This is a genomic window from Actinomadura sp. NPDC000600 (assembly GCF_040492135.1).
Taxonomy (GTDB): domain Bacteria; phylum Actinomycetota; class Actinomycetes; order Streptosporangiales; family Streptosporangiaceae; genus Spirillospora.
Window position 1 is genome coordinate 1 of record NZ_JBEUPD010000041.1, and the last position, 17,674, is coordinate 17,674.

A 17,674-nucleotide genomic window follows, 5' to 3' on the forward strand; every position below is an offset into this window, starting at 1 on the left:
CACGGGGATGATGGCGCCCGGCACGATCGCGGCGGCGATGGGGGCGACGATGAAGACGCCCATCTGGAACTCGATGCCGCTGATCAGGTGCGGGCGGATGCGGCCCGCCATGAGGACGTTGCGGATGCGGGCGTACCAGGGGAAGCGCTGGTTGAAGCCCGCCTGGAGGACGGCGATGTTGGGGTCGTCGCCGACGACGCGGTTCTCCGCGTCGGCCTCGGGGTCCTCGGTGAGCGCCTCGGCGGAGCGCAGGTCCTCGTCGGCGTCCGCGATCTCGCCGTTGGCGCGGCGGGCCGCGAGTTCGAGGGTCCTGGCCTCCTCGCGGGCCGCGTTGAGGGTCGTCCGCATCTGCGAGCGGACCTTGTAGATCTCCAGCGCGTCCATGTAGCGCAGCATGTCGAGGAAGACGACGCCGAGCGCCGTCCAGACGTAGGCGACGTTGCCGGTGGCGGCGTACTGCCCGGCCATCAGGGCGATCGCGCAGGCGAGGACGCGGACGCGGTCGAAGATGTAGTCGAGCCAGGCGCCGAAGACCGAGCCGGTGCCCTTCAGCCGAGCGATCTTGCCGTCCATGCAGTCGAGCGTGAACGACAGGTGGTACAGCAGCGCGCCGGCGAGCAGCCACGGCCAGGACGCGACGGCGAAGCAGGCGCCGGCGGCGAGGCCGAGGACGAGCGCGCCGACGGTGAGCTGGTTCGGCGTCACGCGCGTCCGGTTGGCCGTGAACTTCACCAGCCTGGCGGCGAGCGGGTCGACCAGCAGCACGGTCCACCAGGCGTCACGCGCCTTGTACGTCCGTTGCCGAACGTCGTCGAGCGTGAAGTTCGCCATGGGGTTCCTTTCGTTCGCGGAGCGGTCCGATGGTAGCGGCTGTCCGGTTCCGGTCACCGCTGATCTCCCGGATCGTGATCGTCCGGTCACATGACGATCAAATTCCGGGGTATGCGACGCGGGGTGCGTGTGCGTTCCGTCCTGCCTCACCTCCCCTTCTTCGGAGTGGTCGCGGTCGCGGTCTGGATCCGGGCCCTCGCCGTCCTCGCCTATCCCGCGCCGCTGTGGTTCGGCGACTCGCCCGGCTACCTGCAGGCCGCCGTCGAGTTCCGGCCCGATCCGACCCGCCCCAGTGGATATCCGATGCTGCTGTGGCTGCTCAAGCCGTTCCACAGTTTCACCGTGATGGTGTCCGTGCAGCACGCGATCGGGATCCTCACCGGCGTTCTGGTGTACGTCCTGGTCTGGCGTGCGGGGCGGGCGGCCCTGCCCGGCGCGGAGGCGGGAGGACGGCGGGCGTGGCTGCCCGGCGCGGTGGCGGCGCTCCTGACCGTCCCGGTGCTGGTCCCCGTGCACCAGGTCGCCCTGGAGCACATGCTCATGTCGGACTCGCTGTTCGCGTTCCTGCTGCTCGCCGCGGTCGCGGTCGTGCTGTGGCGGCGCCGGACGACCTGGTGGCTCGGCGCGGCGGCGGGGATCCTCACGGCGGGGGCGGCCCTCACCCGGACGGCGGGCGTCCCCCTGATCGCCCTGATCCTGGCGGCTATGGCGATCAGACGGGCCGGCTGGAGGGCCTGCGCCGCCGCCGCGGCGGCGTTCGTCCTCCCGGTCGCCGGCTACGTCTTCTGGTTCCACGCGGAGTACGGCCAGTACAAGCTCGCCAAGGCCGACCAGGTGTTCCTGTACGGGCGCACCGCCGCGTTCGCCGACTGCCGGGTCATCAGGCCCCGGCCCGAACTGGCGGTCATGTGCCCCAAGCGCAGCGACCCGCGGATCTCCAAGTCGTTCTCGGTGATGTGGACGCCCGACTCCCCGTTCCGCCGCATCCCCGGCTGGGTCTACGGCGACGAGGGCAACAGGCTCGCGGGCGAGTTCGCGTGGGCCGCGATCAGGGCGCAGCCCGCCGGCTACGCGGAGGTCGTCGTCAGGGACACGCTGCGGGCGTTCGCCTGGCACCGGCAGCCGTACCCCACGCCGTGGACGTGGCTCCAGTACGAGTTCCCCGAGGGCGAGGCGTGGAGCGACAAGCAGGCCCGCCTCGCCCGGCACTACGGCCCGGACGGCGAGACCCGGGTGGTCCGGCCGTGGGCGGGGCAGGTCCTCGCCTACCAGGACCGCGTGGTCATGCCCGGCACGATCCTCGGCGTCCTGCTGCTCGGCGCGCTCGCCGCGGCCGCGCTGCACGCGCGTTCGGAGGGGCGGTGGCGCCCGGGCCGGTCCGTGCGGCACTGGGCGACGGGCCCGCTGCTCCCGTGGGGGACGAGCCTGGCGCTGCTGGTGGTCCCCGCCGCTACCGCCGACTTCGACTACCGCTACGTCCTGCCCGCCGTCCCGTTCGCGTGCGTCGCGCTCGGCCTGGCCCTGTTCCCGCCGCTCCGCCCGCCGCGGGTGCCCGCACCGCGCGACGAGGACCGTCCGGCGCCCAAGGAGAAGGTCGACGCCTGAACCGCCCCGGAAGCCGTGCCGGAGGCCGGCCGCGCCTTCCGATGACTCCTACAGGCCTCGACCGGTCGTGCCGAAGACGCGGTCGACCGCACGGGACGCGGCCTGCCCGTCGTCCAGGGGGCAGAAACGCGCCACGAAGTCCTTGTAGCGGTCGCGATACCCGGCGGTGGCCGCCTCGACGTCGCGGACCGCGTCGACGAGGTCGCCGGAGGTCTCCAGGAGCGGCCCGGGGGCCTCGGCCTCGAAGTCGAAGTAGAAGCCGCGCAGCCGGTCCCGGTAGTCGGCCAGGTCGTAGGTGAAGAACAGCATGGGCCGGCCGGTGTTGGCGTAGTCGAACATCACCGACGAGTAGTCGCTGATCAGCATGTCGGAGATCAGGTACAGCTCGGTGATGTCGGGATAGGCCGACACGTCCCGGACGAAGCCGTGCTCGTCCTCGCGGACGCCGTCCACGACGTTGGTGTGCAGCCGGACGAGCAGGACGTGGTCGTCGCCGAGCGCGGCGCGGGCCCGCTCCAGGTCGATCCGCATGTCGAACTTGTAGCGGCCCCGGCTGTAGTACTGGTCGTCCCGCCACGTCGGCGCGTACAGCACGACCCGCTTGCCCTCGGGGATGCCGAGCCGGGCCCGGACCCGCTCGGCGACCGTCCCCGCCTCCGGGCTGTGCAGCAGGTCGTTGCGGGGGTAGCCGACCTCCAGCATCTCGCCCCTGAACGCGAACGCGCGGCGGAAGATCTCCGTGCTGAACGGGTTGGGGGACACCAGGTGGCTCCACTCGGGCACGGCGGGCCCGGGGTCCTTCGTCCGCGACTGGAGTGCCCTCTTCATGCCGGGCGCGTAGGCGAAGTGCACCTCCTTGATGTCGCCGCCGATCTTCTTCAGCGGCGTGCCGTGCCAGGTCTGCACGACGACCTGGTCCGGGTGCCGCCGGAACGCGTCGCCCAGCCGGTGGTTCGTCACGATGTAGCGGGACGTGGCGAGCGCCTCGTGCCACTCCCTGCCTTGGAGCCGGACGGCCCGCAGCGTGTCCGGCAGCTCCACCTGCGCGTCGTTGACCACCCAGAGCTGCTCCAGGTCCGAGCCGCGGCGCACCAGCTCCTCGTGGACGGCCTTCGGGCTGTCGGAGTACTGCCGCCCGCTGAAGCAGGAGAACAGGACCGCGTCGCGGAGCCCGTCGCGGTCGACGCGGCGGCGCGCCTCCTCCCGGTGCCTGGTGCCGGCGCTCTTCTCCTCCGGCGACACGTCGCCCGTCACGGCCAGGGCGAGCAGCCCGTCGCGCGCCTCCAGCGCGTAGCCGCGCCGCGCGACCTCCAGCGGCTCGGGCAGGTCCCGCTGCGCCTCCGGCGACAGCCGGACGGTCAGCGCGCGCCCGCCCGGGGGCCGGAACAGCACGTCCCAGCGTCCGGGGCGCAGCGGCAGGACGCCCGCGACGCCGGGCACGGCCGCGACCGGGACCTCCGCGCGCAGCGCGCCGGAGGCCGGGTCGGCGACGAGGTCGAACGCGTGCTCCTTGCGGTGCCATCGGCCGCGCAGCACGACCTGCCCGCTCCCGTGACGGCCCTCCGCGTGAGGGCCGTCCGTGAGCGCGGGGTGCGTCGCGGTCAGGACCAGGGTCCCGTCCGGGCGCCAGGCGCAGCCGTCGACGGTGAGCCGCGCCGTGGTGCGCCGGACGCGCAGGTAGCCGCCGGGTCCGCGGCCCGCGGCGACCTCCAGCGGGCCGAACGCGCGCTGGACGTCCGCGACCCCTTCGGCGAGCACCAGCGGCCGGCCCGCGGCGCGGACCGCCCAGTCGCGGGTGTCGTCGATCTCCTCCGGGGGCGGCGGGGCCCCTTCGAGGGACTCCGGGTCGACGCGGGCGGCGTACCGGCCGCCGCTCGCGGTGACCGGGACGGCGATGCTCTCGTCGCCGAGCGCCAGCTCCAGCTCGCCCGGCGGCTCGTCCGCCTCCACCTCGATCACCAGCTCGCCGCCGTCCCAGCGCAGCGCGACGGCCGCCGCCCGGACCCGCTCGACCTCGATGACGAGGCGGTCGTCGTCGATCCGCGGGACGACGCGCACGCCGTCCGCGACGTAGCGGTACGGCGGCTGGGCCCCGGTGCCGGACCTGCCGCCGCGCAGCGGCCCCCGCCGGAACACGCCGGCGGCCAGCACCGACGCCTCGACGGTCCAGACGCCCTCGACCCACCTCCCGTGATGGCGGAGCCGTCCGACGTCGAAGTCGAACGCGAAGCCGGACCAGCCGGACCGCTTGCCCGGCGCCGGCGTCTGCCGGGCCCGCGCGAGGAGCGCCCGTCCGGCCGTCCGCAGCGTCATCGCCTTCACCGACGTCCAGCGGCGCCGCATGCCGACCGAGTTGATGTAGGCCTCGCCGGTGACGGTGAGCCGGTCGCCGTCCCAGCCGACCGCGTGGACCCGGCCCCGCATCCGCAGCTCGTCGCGGGCCCGGTAGACCTCGCGCGGGACGGCGACCTTGGGGTCCTTCCAGTACGGGTAGACGACGTACCGGCGCAGCGGGTCGCGGACGATCGCCGGGGAGGCCTTGCCCCGCTCGTAGCGGACGACCTTCACCAGCTCGGTGGTGTGGCCCGCGGCGGCGAGATGCCACTTCAGCCGGGTCAGCGCGGGCACGTCGGCGAGCAGCTTCGCGGGCAGCCCGGCCATGTAGCCGGCGGCCTGCGCGACGACCTGCTCGCGCTCGTCGGCGGGCAGGTCCGGCAGCGCGTCCAGGAACACCCGCAGCTCCTCGGCCGCCGCGAGCGCCTGGAGCCGCCGCCGCGACCGGGCGTGGCCGTGCTCGCCGAGCCAGGCGGCGGCGAGGGCGACGGCGGCGAACCCGTCCGCGATCTCCTGTGCCTCCGTCGTCGCCGGGAACCGCTCGCCCCGGCGGCGCAGGACGACGTCGGGCAGCACGTCGACGCCCGTCGCAACATGCAATGCCTGGAGCGCGGGGAGCAGGTCCTCGTACCGGCCGAGGTCGGGGAACTCCAGCCCGTGCGACGTCCAGAACGACCGCCGGAACAGCTTCCCGGAGAGGCCGCGTTCGCGGACGAGGTCGGGCGTGCGGCGCACGTCCGTGCCGGTGACCGGCGGGAGGGACGGCTCGACGGGGCGCCACGCGGCCGCCCGGTCCGTCCCGCGGCGTTCGGCCTCGCGGCCTACCGCGATGTCGGACCCGGACGACTCCAGCGCCTCGACCAGCGTCGCGGCGGCCTCCGACGGCAGCTCGTCGCCGCCGTCCACGAACAGCAGGAAGTCGCCCTCGCTCCCGGCGGCGCCGAGGCCGCGCGCCGCGCCCCGGCTTGGCGCGCCCTGCCGGACGACGCGGAACCGCTCGTCGGGCAGGACGGCCCCGGCGGCGGCGCCGGCGCCGTCGTCCACCACCAGCACCCGCAGGTCGGTGTGCGACTGGGCGGCGATCGAGGCGAGGGTTCCGGCGAGCGACTCCCCGGCCCCGTGCGCGAGCACGACGACACTGACCCTGCTGGCGGACAAGCGACCCACTCCTTCGGGGGTGACCGGGCATGACGGGGCGGTCGCCGGACGCCGCCGCGGCGGCGTCCGGCCGCGCGGCCTACCGCGGCGGGTTCGGGACCTTCTCGCCGAGGAACATGCGGCGGACGGCGCGCTCGGCCGCCTGCCCGTCGTCCCACGGGCAGAACCGCGCGCGGAAGTCGGCGAGGTCCTTCGCCGCCGCGTCGCTCCACGCGGACCGGGACGTGAACGCCTCGACCAGCTCGGCCTCGGTGGTGGCGACGACGCCGGGCGGGGTCTCCGTCAGGTCGAAGTTGACCCCGCGGGTGAGCCGGTAGGTCTCCCAGTCGTTGGCGTAGACCACGATCGGCCGGTCGAGGTTGGCGTAGTCGAACATGACCGAGGAGTAGTCGGTGAGCAGCGCGTCCGAGGCGATCATGAGGTCCTCGACGGACGGGTGCCGGGACACGTCGATGACCCGGTCCTCCGGCCAGCCGAGGTCGGCCGCCATGTTCTTGATCTTGTAGTAGTAGTGCGCCCGCAGCAGCAGGACGTGCCCGTCGCCGAGCTGGTCCGCGACCCGCCCGATGTCGAACATGGGGGTGTAGCGGCGCTGGTAGTCGCGGTGCGTCGGCGCGTACAGGATCGCGGTCGCGCCGTCCGGGACGCCGAGCTCGGCGCGCAGCCGGGCGCGCTCGTCGCCGTCGGCCCGGACGAGCCGGTCGTTGCGCGGGTAGCCGATCTCCAGCATCTCGTAGTCGCAGGGGAACCCGCGCTCCCACGCCTCGGTCGACAGCGGGTTGGACGAGACGAGGTAGTCCCAGCGGTCCGACCGGGCGATGAGGGCCTTGAAGTCCATGTCGTTGGCGCCGACCGGGTACTCCATCTGGTCGAGGCCCATCTTCTTCAGCGGCGTGCCGTGCTGCGTCATCATGTGGACCTGCCCCGGCCGCTTCACGTAGTTGTCGGGGAAGTTCACGTTGTTCACGAAGTACTTGGCGCGGGCCAGCGTCCGGTAGTACTCGGCGGAGCCGGCGACGACGAAGTCGACGCCCTCCGGCATCGTCCTGCGCGCGCGGGGCTTGACGATCCACACCGGGCGGATGTCCGGGGCCAGCTCCCGGACCTTCTCGTAGATCGCCGCCGGGTTGCAGGCGTACCCGCGGTACCAGTACGCGGCGAAGACGGCGAGGTCCTCCTCGACCGGGAGGCGCCGCTGCATCTGGTAGTAGCGCTCCTTGGCGAGCTCCTTGCCCAGCAGCACGCCGCGCTTGCGGATCTTGGCCGCCTTGCCGGCCCGGCTCCCGGCCTTGTCCTTGGCCTCGGCGGCCCGGACCCGCTCGTACCCGCGGAAGTCGCCCGCCTTGATCATCCGGTGCTTGTCGGCCAGGAACGGCTTGTCGTCCGGCGGGACGTGCCCGGCCGGCTCGTACTCGCCGTACGTCTTCGACATCTCCGCGAAGAAGCGGGCCTTCTCCGACCCGTGGACGCGGTCGGGCCGCTCCAGGATGACGAGCAGGTGCCAGATCGTCCGGTCGAACATCAGCGGGCGGAACGGGTCGGCCTTCGCCCCCATCCCGTCCATGAACTCGAAGATGCGGTCGTACTGCGCGAACGCGTCGAAGTGCTTCGCGCTCGCGGTCTTGGTGATCGCGCCGCGGCGGCGCTGCCGGTAGATGTAGCAGACCCGGTCCAGCAGGCTGAGCCGCTCGGCGGCCATCAGGATCGGGTAGGTGACGTTGACGTCCTCGTAGTAGCCGCCGCTGAAGCGCAGCCCGAGGTCGAGCAGGAACTCCCGGCGGATCGCCTTGTTCCACGCCGTCATCATCATCTCGAGGACGCTCTGCCGCTCGGCGAGGGTGAACACGTCCGGCGCGGGCGGCTCGCGGAACAGGTCGTTGATGATGCTGCGCTTGACCTTGCCGTTCCAGTAGGCCCGGGCGTAGTCGAACACCAGCACGTCGGGGCGGGTCTCGGCGAGGCGGTCGCAGATCGCGCGGACGGCGCCCTCGGTGGCGTAGTCGTCGCTGTCGAAGAACCAGACGTAGTCGCCCGTCGCCATGTCGAGCCCGATGTTGCGCGCGCGGCCGAGCCCGACGTTCTCGCCGAGGTGCCGGACCTTGACGCGCGGGTCGCGCTCGGCGAACTCGTCGAGGATCTCACCGCAGCCGTCCGGTGAGCGGTCGTCGACGGCGATGACTTCGAGATTGGGGAGATCCGGGTCGAGGATGGAATCAAGGCATTGCCTGATGTACCCCTGCACTTTGTGCACGGGCACGATGACGCTCAAAGAGATGTCGTGATCAGAGCTCACGCGAAGGCCAATCAACTACTCGGTGATTCTGGACTATACCCACAGGTCAGCGTTGAACCTCAGGTCCTGGCGGGGGCGGGGCGGAGGAGCCGCCGCGCGTCGGGCTCGACCGCCCACCGGGTGCACCGCCGCACGGGGGCGGTGGCGAGGACGACGCCGAGCGCGGCGGCGGCCACGGTGACCGAGACGATGCCGAAGGGGTTGTGCAGGACCGGCTCGTCCAGCACGCCGGTGTAGTCGAACGACTTCATGACGAGCCCGTGCAGCAGGTACACGTACATCGTCCGCGTCCCCATCTCGGTGTACCAGGACCGGCCGCGCGGGACGCACGCGAGGAAGGCGGCGCCGAGGAGAACGGCGAAGGCGAGGGCCACGAGCCGCCACATCATGCCTTCGGCGGTGCCGAAGCCCATGGCCTCGTAGCCCTGGTTCCAGTAGAGGAGACCGCTGTCGATCCTGGGGACGACCGTGCCGAGCTCCCAGACGTAGGCGACGGGGAGGGCGGCGGCCAGCACGGCGAGCCCGGCCCACCGCGCCCGGCCGGCGCGCAGCCGGCGCACGTGCTCCGGGTCGACGGTCAGCCCGAGGACGAAGAGCGGCAGCAGCCCGGCCGTGCGGCTGAGCGTGGAGTCGGCGGTGAACGCCCAGCTCCCGCCGACGAGGCAGAACGCCACCGAGACGGCCACCGGGTGGCGCAGGTGCCCCCAGAGCGGGGCGCTCAGCCGCCAGAACACGAGCGCCACCAGGAACCACATGAGGAAATGCGGCCGGAACAGCTCGCTCAGCCGGAATTCGACCCCGTTGAGGAGGACCAATTGCGCCCGGTAGAGCACGATGAAGATCACATAGGGGACGACCAGTGTGGGCAGGACGCTCCGGAACTTGTCCGTCGAACGCATGAATCCGCGCGAGAAATAGCCGGATACAAAGACGAAGACCGGCATGTGGAAGGCGTACAGGACGACATACGCGGCGTGTGCCGCCCGGCTGTCGCCGAACTGGGACCAGAAGTGGCCGACCACGACCAGGACGGCCGTGAAGAACTTGGCGTTGTCGAAGTACGCGTCCCGAGCGCGCGGAGCGGGCTTCGGCGCCGCCGCGTCCGGGGCGGCCGCGGTCGGCGCGCTCCCGGCGTCCGGACCGGGTGCACCGGCCGCGAGCGGCGCGTCGGGCGCGGGGCGCGGGCCGGGGACGGGAGGCGCGGCGGGCAGGGGAGCGACGGGCATGGGAGCGGTGGGCATGGGGGGCGCGGCGGGTATGGGAGGTGCGGCGGGTATGGGAGGTGCGGTGGGTGCGGCTAGCGCACTGCCCGTGGCGGGAGGCGTACTGCCCGTGGCGGGAGGCGGCGTGGGGAGGACGTCGGTCATATCTCCGGGGGGTTCGGGCCTCAGGGGGGAGCGGGCCGGGTGTTCAGCGGGAGCGCGCGGGCCTTCTCAGGGGGGTGAAGACCCACGTCATCTTCGGTTCCAGCGCCCAGCTCATCGTCCGGACGACGGGGGCGGAGCACAGGAACGTTCCGACCACCAGGGCGCCGGCGACCACGATGACGACCCCGAGCGGGGTGTGCATCCAGTCGGCGCCCCACCAGCCGGTGAAGTTGAGCAGCCGGGTGACGAACCCGTGCAGCAGGTAGGCGTAGAGCGTGTAGGCGCCGAGCTTGGTGTACCAGTGCTCACGGCGCGGGACGAGGCTGAGGAACGCGGCGACGAGCACGACCGCGGCGGCGAACATCGCGAGCCGCATCAGGGTGCCGGCGAAGTTGCCGACGCCGAGCGCGAAGTGCGGGTGCTTCCAGTAGATCCAGTCCCGCGACATGTGGTTCATGACGAGGTAGGAGCCGGCGAGGCCGGCGGCGAGCACCGCCGCGCCGATCGGCCGCGCGGCCGGCCGCTTCAGCAGCTCGAAGTGCGCCGGCTTCAGCGTGAGGCCGAGCACGTAGAAGGGCAGCAGCCCGATCACCCGGTGGATGTCGAACGTCCCGCCGAGGTCGCTCATGTACGACAGCAGCGCGAACACCGTCGCCACGGCGAGCGGCCAGCGGATCTGCTGCCAGACCGGCGTGGAGAGCCGCCACATGAACAGCGCGCACAGGAACCACGTCAGGTAGTACGGGTTCAGCAGGCTGATCTCGAGGTGGTTGCGGCCCGCGAGCCAGTCGTACAGCGAGTAGGCGAACTCGAACACCACGTACGGCACCCCGACGTTGGTGATGAGCTTGCGCGCCTTGCCGCCGGCGAACGTCCAGTTCCGGGAGAAGTAGCCGGTGATCACGATGAACAGCGGCATGTGGAACATGTAGACGAACAGGTAGAGCCCCTTGGCCATCGGGACGTTCAGCAGGTTGGCCAGGGAGTGTCCCGCCACCACCAGGAGGATCGCGAAGTACTTCGCGTTGTCGAAGAACGGGTCGCGCACCTTGCGCGCGGGGCCCTGCGGCGCCGCCCCGCCGGAGGAGGCGGTGCCCGCGGATCCGGGCGCCCCCGCCGCGGGGGGCGCCGCCGGGTCCGTGGACGACGGCCGTTCGTCTCGCTGTGCCGCGTCGGCCCCCGAGGGCCTGGTGGTGTAGGTCATACGGCTGCCCGGTCAGGTCTCCTTGCAGATGTCGTCGCTGGCGCGGATCTCACCCTGCTGCTTCGGGATGCCGCTGCCGGCGCTCTTGAGTTTCGTCCAGTCGCGTCCGACGACCAGGTCGACGACGCCCGGCGTGCCGCCCGTGGTGCGCGCCGCGGCCTGCGGGTTGCTCGGGATCAGCGCGGTCAGGGTCTGGGCCTGCTGGTCGGCACCGGAACCGTACATCACCTTGGTGACGGCGGTGGGGGAGGGGGCGTTCCCGCCGACCGTGACCTGGAAGCCCTGCGACTCCAGGTCGGTGGCGACGCGCCCGGCCTGCCCGTCGATGCCGCTGCCGTTGTAGACCCGCACGCGCACCTGGCTCGGCGGGATCTTCGTGGCGCCCGGCTTGGGCTCCTTCGGCACGGTCTTGTCGTTGCGGACGGCGGCGAAGAACGGCTGGGCGTTCGGGGTGAGCGCCACCCGGTTCGGGTCGAGCGGGTCGGGCCCGGAGGGGACGGTCACGAAGCGCAGCTTGCCGGAGGTCATGCCCTGCATCTCCTGGCCGATGTCCATCATGACCTGCGGCGTCAGCTCCTTGTCGGTGGTGAGCGACTTGGTCACGGCGTTCATCAGCTGGAGCATGCGCCGGGGGTTGCTGAGCACGCCCGCGCTCATCGCCTTGCTGGCGAGCGCGCCCATGAACTTCTGCTGGCGCTTGATGCGGTCGGTGTCGGAGCCGTCGCCGAGGCCGTGCCGGACGCGCACGTACGCCAGCGCCGTCTCACCCTTGATCACGTGCTTGCCCCTGCTCAGCCTGAGCTTGGACTTGGGGTCGTTGACGTCCTTCGGCAGGCACACCGGCACGCCGCCGACGGCGTTGGTGATGGACTTGAACCCGTTGAAGTCGACCTGCATGAAGTGGTCGATGCGGATGTTGGAGATGCTCTCGATCGTCTTGATGACGCAGGCCGCGCCGCCGTTGCTGAACGCCGAGTTGATCTGCGCGCGGGTCTGGGCCGGGATCACCCCGCCCTTGCGGCTCTTGCAGGAGGGCATCCGGACCATCAGGTCGCGGGGGAAGCTGATGCCCATCGCCTGGCCGCCGCCGGGGGACAGGTGCAGCAGGATCATCGTGTCCGAGCGCGGCACCTCGTTCTTCAGCGAGCGGCCGTACTTGGCGTTCGCGCCCTCGCGGGTGTCGGACCCGAGCATCAGGATGTTCATCGCGCTGTTCAGCTTCTTCGGCCGGTTGGGGCCGAGCTGGGCGTTGACGTCCTCGTGCGAGATGTTCCCGAACGCCTGGCGGTACAGGCCGTACGCGGTGAGCGAACCGACCACCATGACCGCCGACAGTCCGATGCACACCCAGCCGAGGATGCGCCAGCCGCGTCGCGGCGCCGGCTGCGGGTCGGCGTCGTCGACGTACTCCATGTACATCGGGTTGCTGTTCATCGGCTCCGAGGTCCGGGGGTATGGGCGGTTCCGGGGGTCCGGGGGCCGTTCCCCGGCTGGGGGCGGCCCGTGGGCTCATGGTTCGAACGGACGGGACGAGGGCAAAGGGAAGCGTAGGTCAGGGGAGGCGGTACGGGGAGCCGGATTCCGCATTCGGTCCGGACGTACCGGCCACCACCGTCACATGCTCCAGGGTCAGGCGACGATCTAGGGCGGCTTTGTCAAAGTTTCGTTGGATTATGACGGAAGCACCCGAGGCTAGTGGTGCGAGAAGACCGGTCAGTACCCCGTCGAGTGTGGCGAAGGACATGTCAACCAGGAGCCGGTCGCGGGCGTCCAGCTCCCATTTCTCAACGGCCCCGCGCGCCGCGCCCACCAGGTCCGCTCCGCTGAATGTGGTCTTTGTCACACTCAGCGCGGGCGCCTCCGGGGCCACACCGGGGGCGGTGAACCGGTCACCGTACGTGCGCACCTCCGCCGCGTAGTCGGTCACGCCGGGCGGGCAGTCGGCGAGCGGGCCGCCGAGCGCGTGCAGCGAGAGGCCGACGACCTCTTCGGCCCCTCCTGCGAGCACCTCGTCCGCGAGCACGTCGTCCAGCACCTCCTGCGCCGCCGCCAGGATGTACGGACCGGAGGCCCCGGCCGGTTCGGCGCCGCCCCGCCCGAACGCCTCGGGGTCGACCGGTTCGGCGACGAGCCCGGCCGACCAGCAGGCCATCAGCCACACCGCGGTCTGCCAGTGCGGCGGCAGGACCAGGACGACCCGGGTGCCCGGCTCGGCGGCGAGGCCGTCCACCAGGAAGTTGGCCGTCTTCGCCACCCAGTTGTCGAACGTCCGCGCGGACAGCTCGACGCGTTCGCCGCTCGCGTCGTCGTAGAAGGTGACCAGCGGTCGGGACGGGTCGCCGGCGACCCGCCGCCGCAGCAGCTCCGCGGGCGTGCCCGCGTCCCCGGCTTGTGCGCTCATGCTCCGAGCGTATGCCCGCATGATCGTCGTGGCGCCGCCACCGCCCCGGTGCCGCTACGCTCCGCACGGGTGAAGGACGCAACAGTGGCGGGCGCACGCCGTGGAGGCGAGCCGGCCGGCGCCGAGGAAGGCGACGGCGGGCACCGCGGCGCCGGAGCACGGGGCGGAACCATGGACGCTGGTCGGCTGCTCGCCCGGGCCACCGCGGCCCCGGCGCTGGTCGTCGTCGCGTGGCTGGCGGTGTCGCTGCCGCTGCTGATGGCGGGCGTCTTCCGCCCGGCCCCGGCGGTCGCGCTGTTCCTGCCCGTCGCGGCGCTGGTGCTGTGGCTCGGCCTGCGGTCCCGCCCCGGGAACGTTCCGGGCGGACGCTCGGAGGGCCCGCACCCGGGGCAGCGCTGGCCGGTGTGGTCGGTCTTCGCCGTCACCGCCGCGTTCCTGGTGCTCCAGATCGTCATGTGCTCGGAGCAGATCGTCGTCCGCCGCGACCCGGCGTCCTACGTCCAGTTCGCGACCTGGCTGGCCGAGCACGGGTCGCTGCCGATCCCGCTGATGGAGGGGGCGTTCGGGGGCGCGCACGGCGTCCTGCGCTTCGACAGCCCCGCCTTCTACCAGGACGGCGGGGCCGTCGTCCCGCAGTTCATGGCGGGATGGCCGCTGGTGCTGGCGCCCGCCGGATGGATCGGCGGCGCCCACGGGATGCTGCTCATGGCGCCGCTGCTCGGCGCGTGCTGCGTGCTGTCGTTCGCCGGGCTGGTCGCGCGCCTCGTCGGCCCCCGCTGGGCGCCCGCCGGGGCGCTGCTGCTCGCGCTGACGCTGCCGATGCTCTACGTCTCCCGCAACACGTTCAGCGAGCTGCCCGCCATCATCCTGCTGCTGGGCGGCCTGTCCCTGATGTACGACTCCCGCGAGGACGCCGGCGACGGCCGGGACGGGCGGGTCGCCGGCCTCAAGGCCTTCCTCGCCGGGGCGGCGCTCGGCCTGATCGTGCTCGTCCGCATCGACGGACTGCGGGACGTCCTGCCGGTGGTGGCGTTCGCGGGCCTGCTCATCGCGCGCCGGCGGACGGCGGGGTACTGGACGGCCGGGGGCCTGCTGCTCGGCGCGGGCGCCGGAGTCGTCGAGGGCTTCACGATGTCCCGGCCCTACCTGTCCTACCTGCGGTCGTCGCTCGTCCCGCTGGCGGCCATCGCCGCGGCGGTGCTCGTCCTGACCGTCCTCATGGCGGCCGCGCTGCGGTGGGACCGGACGGGGACCCGGCTGCGCCGCGCCGGCGCGGCGGTCGCGCGCGGCCGGGCGCCCGGCGCCGCCGCCGTCCTCACCGTGCTGGTGCTGGTGGGCTTCGCGGTCCGGCCGCTGGTGCAGACCGTCCGCCGCCCGCCCGCGACCCGGGACGACGAGCTGAACGTCCGGTTCATCGAGATGGTCCAGAAGATCCAGCACCTTCCGGTGGACGGCACCCGGCAGTACTCCGAGCTGTCCCTGTACTGGGTCGTCTGGTACATCGGCGTCCCCGCGCTGCTGTTCGCCGCGGTGGGCGCGGCGCTGCTGGTGCGGCGGCTGCTGCGCGGGCAGTCGCCGGAATGGCTGCTGCCCTTCGCGATGGTCGTGTGGACGACCGCGCAGGTGCTGGTGCGGCCCGGCATCACCCCCGACCATCCGTGGGCGTCCCGCCGGCTGATCGGCCTCGTCATCCCCGGCGTGCTGCTGTTCACGGTGTTCGCCTCGGCCTGGGCCGTCCGGCGCGTCCGGCGGCTCGGGTACGGGCCGAAGGCGGCGCGGGCGTGCGCGGTCGCCGGCGTCGCGCTGATGCTCGTGCCGGTCGTGCTGACGTCCGGCGGCTACCTGGTCACGCGCACCGAGCAGGGCGAGGTCGCCGCGGTGGACGGGATGTGCCGCTCCCTGCGGCCGGGCGCCTCGGTCGTGGTGGTCGAGCAGGCCACCGCCGACCGGTTCCTCCAGGTCGTCCGCGGGATGTGCGGGCTGCCCGCCGCCCGCACGACCGGCGCCGCGTCGCGCGACGACGTGCAGGGCGTCGTCGCCGGGGTGTACCGGGCCGGGCGGCGCCCGGTGATCATGGCTTCGAGGCCCGACCAGGTCGCCCCCTACGGGACGCCGCGGCGGGTGCTGCACGTGGTGACGCGGCAGGACGGGCGCACCCTCACCGGCCCGCCCGGCGGGACCTGGGGGCTGACCATGGACGTGTGGACGGCCGAGCCCGCGCGGCCGTAGTGGCCGCCGATGCGCGCGGGGGCGAGTATCCTCGCGCTGCGTGAGCACCCAGTCTGTCGAGCCGACGCCCCAGCCGCCCGCCGATGTGGAGCCCGCGTCCGAACCCGCGCCCGCGCCCGATCCCGTCCCCGCGCCCGGTCCCGCGCCCGCCGCGGTCGACGCGTCCGACGCCGTGCACGTCACGATCGTCCTGCCGTGCTACAACGAGCAGGACCACGTGATCGACGAGGTCGAGCGCATCTGCAAGGCGATGGACGCCAGCGGCAAGACCTACGAGCTGCTGGCCGTCGACGACTGCTCGACGGACGCGACGCTCGCCCGGCTGGAGGAGGCGGCGCCCCGCTTCCCGAACATGCGCATCATGGCGTTCCAGCACAACAGCGGGTCGGGCACCGTCCGGCGCATCGGCTCGCAGCAGGCCCGCGGCGACATCGTCGTGTGGACGGACGCCGACATGTCCTACCCCAACGAGCGGATCCCGGAGCTGGTCGAGGTCCTCGACACCGACCCGGCGGTCGACCAGGTCGTCGGGGCGCGCACGACCGAGGAGGGGACGCACAAGGCGCTGCGGGTGCCCGCCAAGTGGTTCATCCGCAAGATCGCCGAGCGGCTCACCAACACCAGGATCCCCGATCTGAACTCGGGGCTGCGCGCGTTCCGCCGCGAGGTGTCGCTGCCGTACCTGCGGCTGCTGCCGCCCGGGTTCTCCTGCGTCACGACGATCACGATCGCGTTCCTGTCGAACCAGCACCCGGTCCGGTACATGCCGATCGACTACGCCAAGCGGGCCGGGAAGTCGAAGTTCCACTTCACCAAGGACGCCTACCGCTACATCCTGCAGGTGCTGCGGATGGTCATGTACTTCAACCCGCTCAAGGTGCTGATGCCGCCCGCGCTGTGGCTGATCGTGATCGGGCTGCTCAAGGGCGTGTTCGACATGGTGGTGCACTTCGGCTACTTCGCCAACAACACCATCATGATCTTCGTGACGGGGCTGATCATCGCGTCGCTGGCGCTGCTGGCCGACCTGATCGTCCGTTCCCGCGGCGACGTCTAGCGGCATGCGCGTCGCGATCGTCGGGCCCGCGTTCCCCTACAAGGGCGGCGGCGCCCGGCACACCACCGAGCTGGCGCACCGGCTGGCGGCGGCGGGCCACGACGTCGTCATCGAGTCGTGGCGGGCCCAGTACCCCTCGTTCCTGTACCCGGGGCAGCAGACGATCTCCGAGCCGGAGGGGGAGCCGTTCCCCGGGACCCGGCGCCGGCTCGACTGGCGCCGCCCCGACGGCTGGTGGCGCACCGGCCGCGCGCTGCGGTCGAGCGACCTGGTCGTCCTGGTGGTGCTGAGCACCGTCCAGGTGCCGTCCTACCTCGGGATCCTCGCCGGCCTCCGCGGCCGGACCCCGGTGGTGGCGCTGTGCCACAACGTCCTGCCGCACGAGCGCAAGCCGTACGACGAGCCGCTGATGCGGCGCCTGCTGCGGAAGGTCGACGGGGTGCTCGTCCACACCGAGGCCCAGGCGGAGCTGGCGCGCACGCTCACGGGGCGGCCCGTGCGGGTCGCGGAGATGGCCGCGCACCTGCCGACGGCCACCGCCGCCGCGCCCGGTGACGGGAAGGTCCGCCGGCGGCTGCTGTTCTTCGGGATCGTCCGCCCGTACAAGGGCCTGGACGTCCTGCTCCGGGCCCTCGCCGAAGGCCCGGACGACGTCGCGCTGACCGTCGCGGGGGAGTTCTGGGGCGGCCTCGACGAGACCCGCGAGCTGATCCGCTCGCTCGACCTGGCGTCACGGGTGGAACTGCGGCCCGGCTACGTGCCCGCCGCCGATGTTCCGGGACTCTTCGCCGCCGCCGACGCGCTCGTCCTGCCGTACCGGACGGCGACCGCGTCACAGAACGTCTGGATGGCCCACGAGCAGGGGCTACCGGTGATCGCAACCGATGTGGGGGGCTTCACGTCCCAAATCCGCGACGGCGTCGACGGCCTGATCTGCCGACCGGACGACGTTGCGTCCCTCGCCTCAGCCCTGCGCCGCTTCTACGAGCCAGGCGAGCCGGAGCGTCTCCGCTCCGGCGTGCGCCCGGTCGACCACGGCCCGCTGTGGGCCGCCTACCTCGACGCCCTGACCGGGAACTGACCACCGCTACCGGGCAGGCGGCGGCGGGCCCGCGCAGGTGATGATCGGTGCGGGGTCTGCTGGTCGGGGTATCAGGCGGCCAGGGTGAGGGGCACGGTGAGGCCGGGCGGCCCG

Annotated in this window: 11 protein-coding genes; 4 read left to right on the plus strand and 7 right to left on the minus strand. The window is 72.5% G+C overall.

Annotated elements, in window-relative coordinates; translation table 11 throughout:
- A partial coding sequence (locus tag ABWI07_RS37325; RefSeq protein ID WP_353821429.1) for a CDP-alcohol phosphatidyltransferase family protein occupies positions 1 to 831 on the minus strand: 831 nt, incomplete at its 3' end.
- 123 nt (positions 832 to 954) lie between these two features.
- Here ABWI07_RS37325 and ABWI07_RS37330 point away from each other — a divergent pair.
- Complete coding sequence (locus tag ABWI07_RS37330; RefSeq protein ID WP_353821430.1) at positions 955 to 2,436, plus strand: hypothetical protein; 1,482 nt, start codon at positions 955 to 957, stop codon at positions 2,434 to 2,436.
- A 48-nt stretch (positions 2,437 to 2,484) separates the two neighbouring features.
- Here ABWI07_RS37330 and ABWI07_RS37335 read toward each other — a convergent pair whose 3' ends face one another.
- From ABWI07_RS37335 to ABWI07_RS37360, 6 genes are all read right to left on the minus strand, one after another.
- Positions 2,485 to 5,928 carry a bifunctional glycosyltransferase family 2 protein/CDP-glycerol:glycerophosphate glycerophosphotransferase gene (locus ABWI07_RS37335; RefSeq protein WP_160160896.1) on the minus strand — a complete coding sequence of 1,148 codons (3,444 nt, stop codon included), beginning with the start codon at positions 5,926 to 5,928 and terminating at the stop codon, positions 2,485 to 2,487.
- A 79-nt stretch (positions 5,929 to 6,007) separates the two neighbouring features.
- Positions 6,008 to 8,221 (minus strand): bifunctional glycosyltransferase/CDP-glycerol:glycerophosphate glycerophosphotransferase, encoded by a 2,214-nt coding sequence (locus ABWI07_RS37340; protein WP_353821431.1) that lies wholly within the window; start codon positions 8,219 to 8,221, stop codon positions 6,008 to 6,010.
- A gap of 59 nt (positions 8,222 to 8,280) precedes the next feature.
- Positions 8,281 to 9,447, minus strand: coding sequence for an acyltransferase family protein (locus ABWI07_RS37345; RefSeq protein WP_353821432.1), 1,167 nt, complete (start codon positions 9,445 to 9,447; stop codon positions 8,281 to 8,283).
- Positions 9,448 to 9,631: 184 nt separating this feature from the next.
- The gene (locus tag ABWI07_RS37350) at positions 9,632 to 10,792 is read right to left on the minus strand and encodes an acyltransferase family protein (protein WP_149259120.1); all 1,161 of its coding nucleotides are present in this window, start codon (positions 10,790 to 10,792) and stop codon (positions 9,632 to 9,634) included.
- Between the two features lie 12 nt (positions 10,793 to 10,804).
- On the minus strand, positions 10,805 to 12,226 hold the full coding sequence (locus tag ABWI07_RS37355; protein WP_149259121.1) for an LCP family protein: 1,422 nt from the start codon (positions 12,224 to 12,226) through the stop codon (positions 10,805 to 10,807).
- 118 nt (positions 12,227 to 12,344) lie between these two features.
- On the minus strand, positions 12,345 to 13,193 hold the full coding sequence (locus ABWI07_RS37360) for a TIGR03089 family protein (protein ID WP_149259122.1): 849 nt from the start codon (positions 13,191 to 13,193) through the stop codon (positions 12,345 to 12,347).
- A 171-nt stretch (positions 13,194 to 13,364) separates the two neighbouring features.
- On the opposite strand from ABWI07_RS37360, the gene ABWI07_RS37365 reads away from it, so the two are divergent.
- The 3 genes from ABWI07_RS37365 to ABWI07_RS37375 are packed head-to-tail and all read left to right on the plus strand — an operon-like array spanning position 13,365 to position 17,560.
- Complete coding sequence (locus ABWI07_RS37365; RefSeq protein ID WP_353821433.1) at positions 13,365 to 15,422, plus strand: hypothetical protein; 2,058 nt, start codon at positions 13,365 to 13,367, stop codon at positions 15,420 to 15,422.
- Between the two features lie 40 nt (positions 15,423 to 15,462).
- Positions 15,463 to 16,479 (plus strand): glycosyltransferase family 2 protein, encoded by a 1,017-nt coding sequence (locus tag ABWI07_RS37370; protein WP_375708329.1) that lies wholly within the window; start codon positions 15,463 to 15,465, stop codon positions 16,477 to 16,479.
- Between the two features lie 4 nt (positions 16,480 to 16,483).
- The gene (locus tag ABWI07_RS37375) at positions 16,484 to 17,560 is read left to right on the plus strand and encodes a glycosyltransferase family 4 protein (RefSeq protein ID WP_353821434.1); all 1,077 of its coding nucleotides are present in this window, start codon (positions 16,484 to 16,486) and stop codon (positions 17,558 to 17,560) included.
- Positions 17,561 to 17,674: the final 114 nt, after the last annotated feature.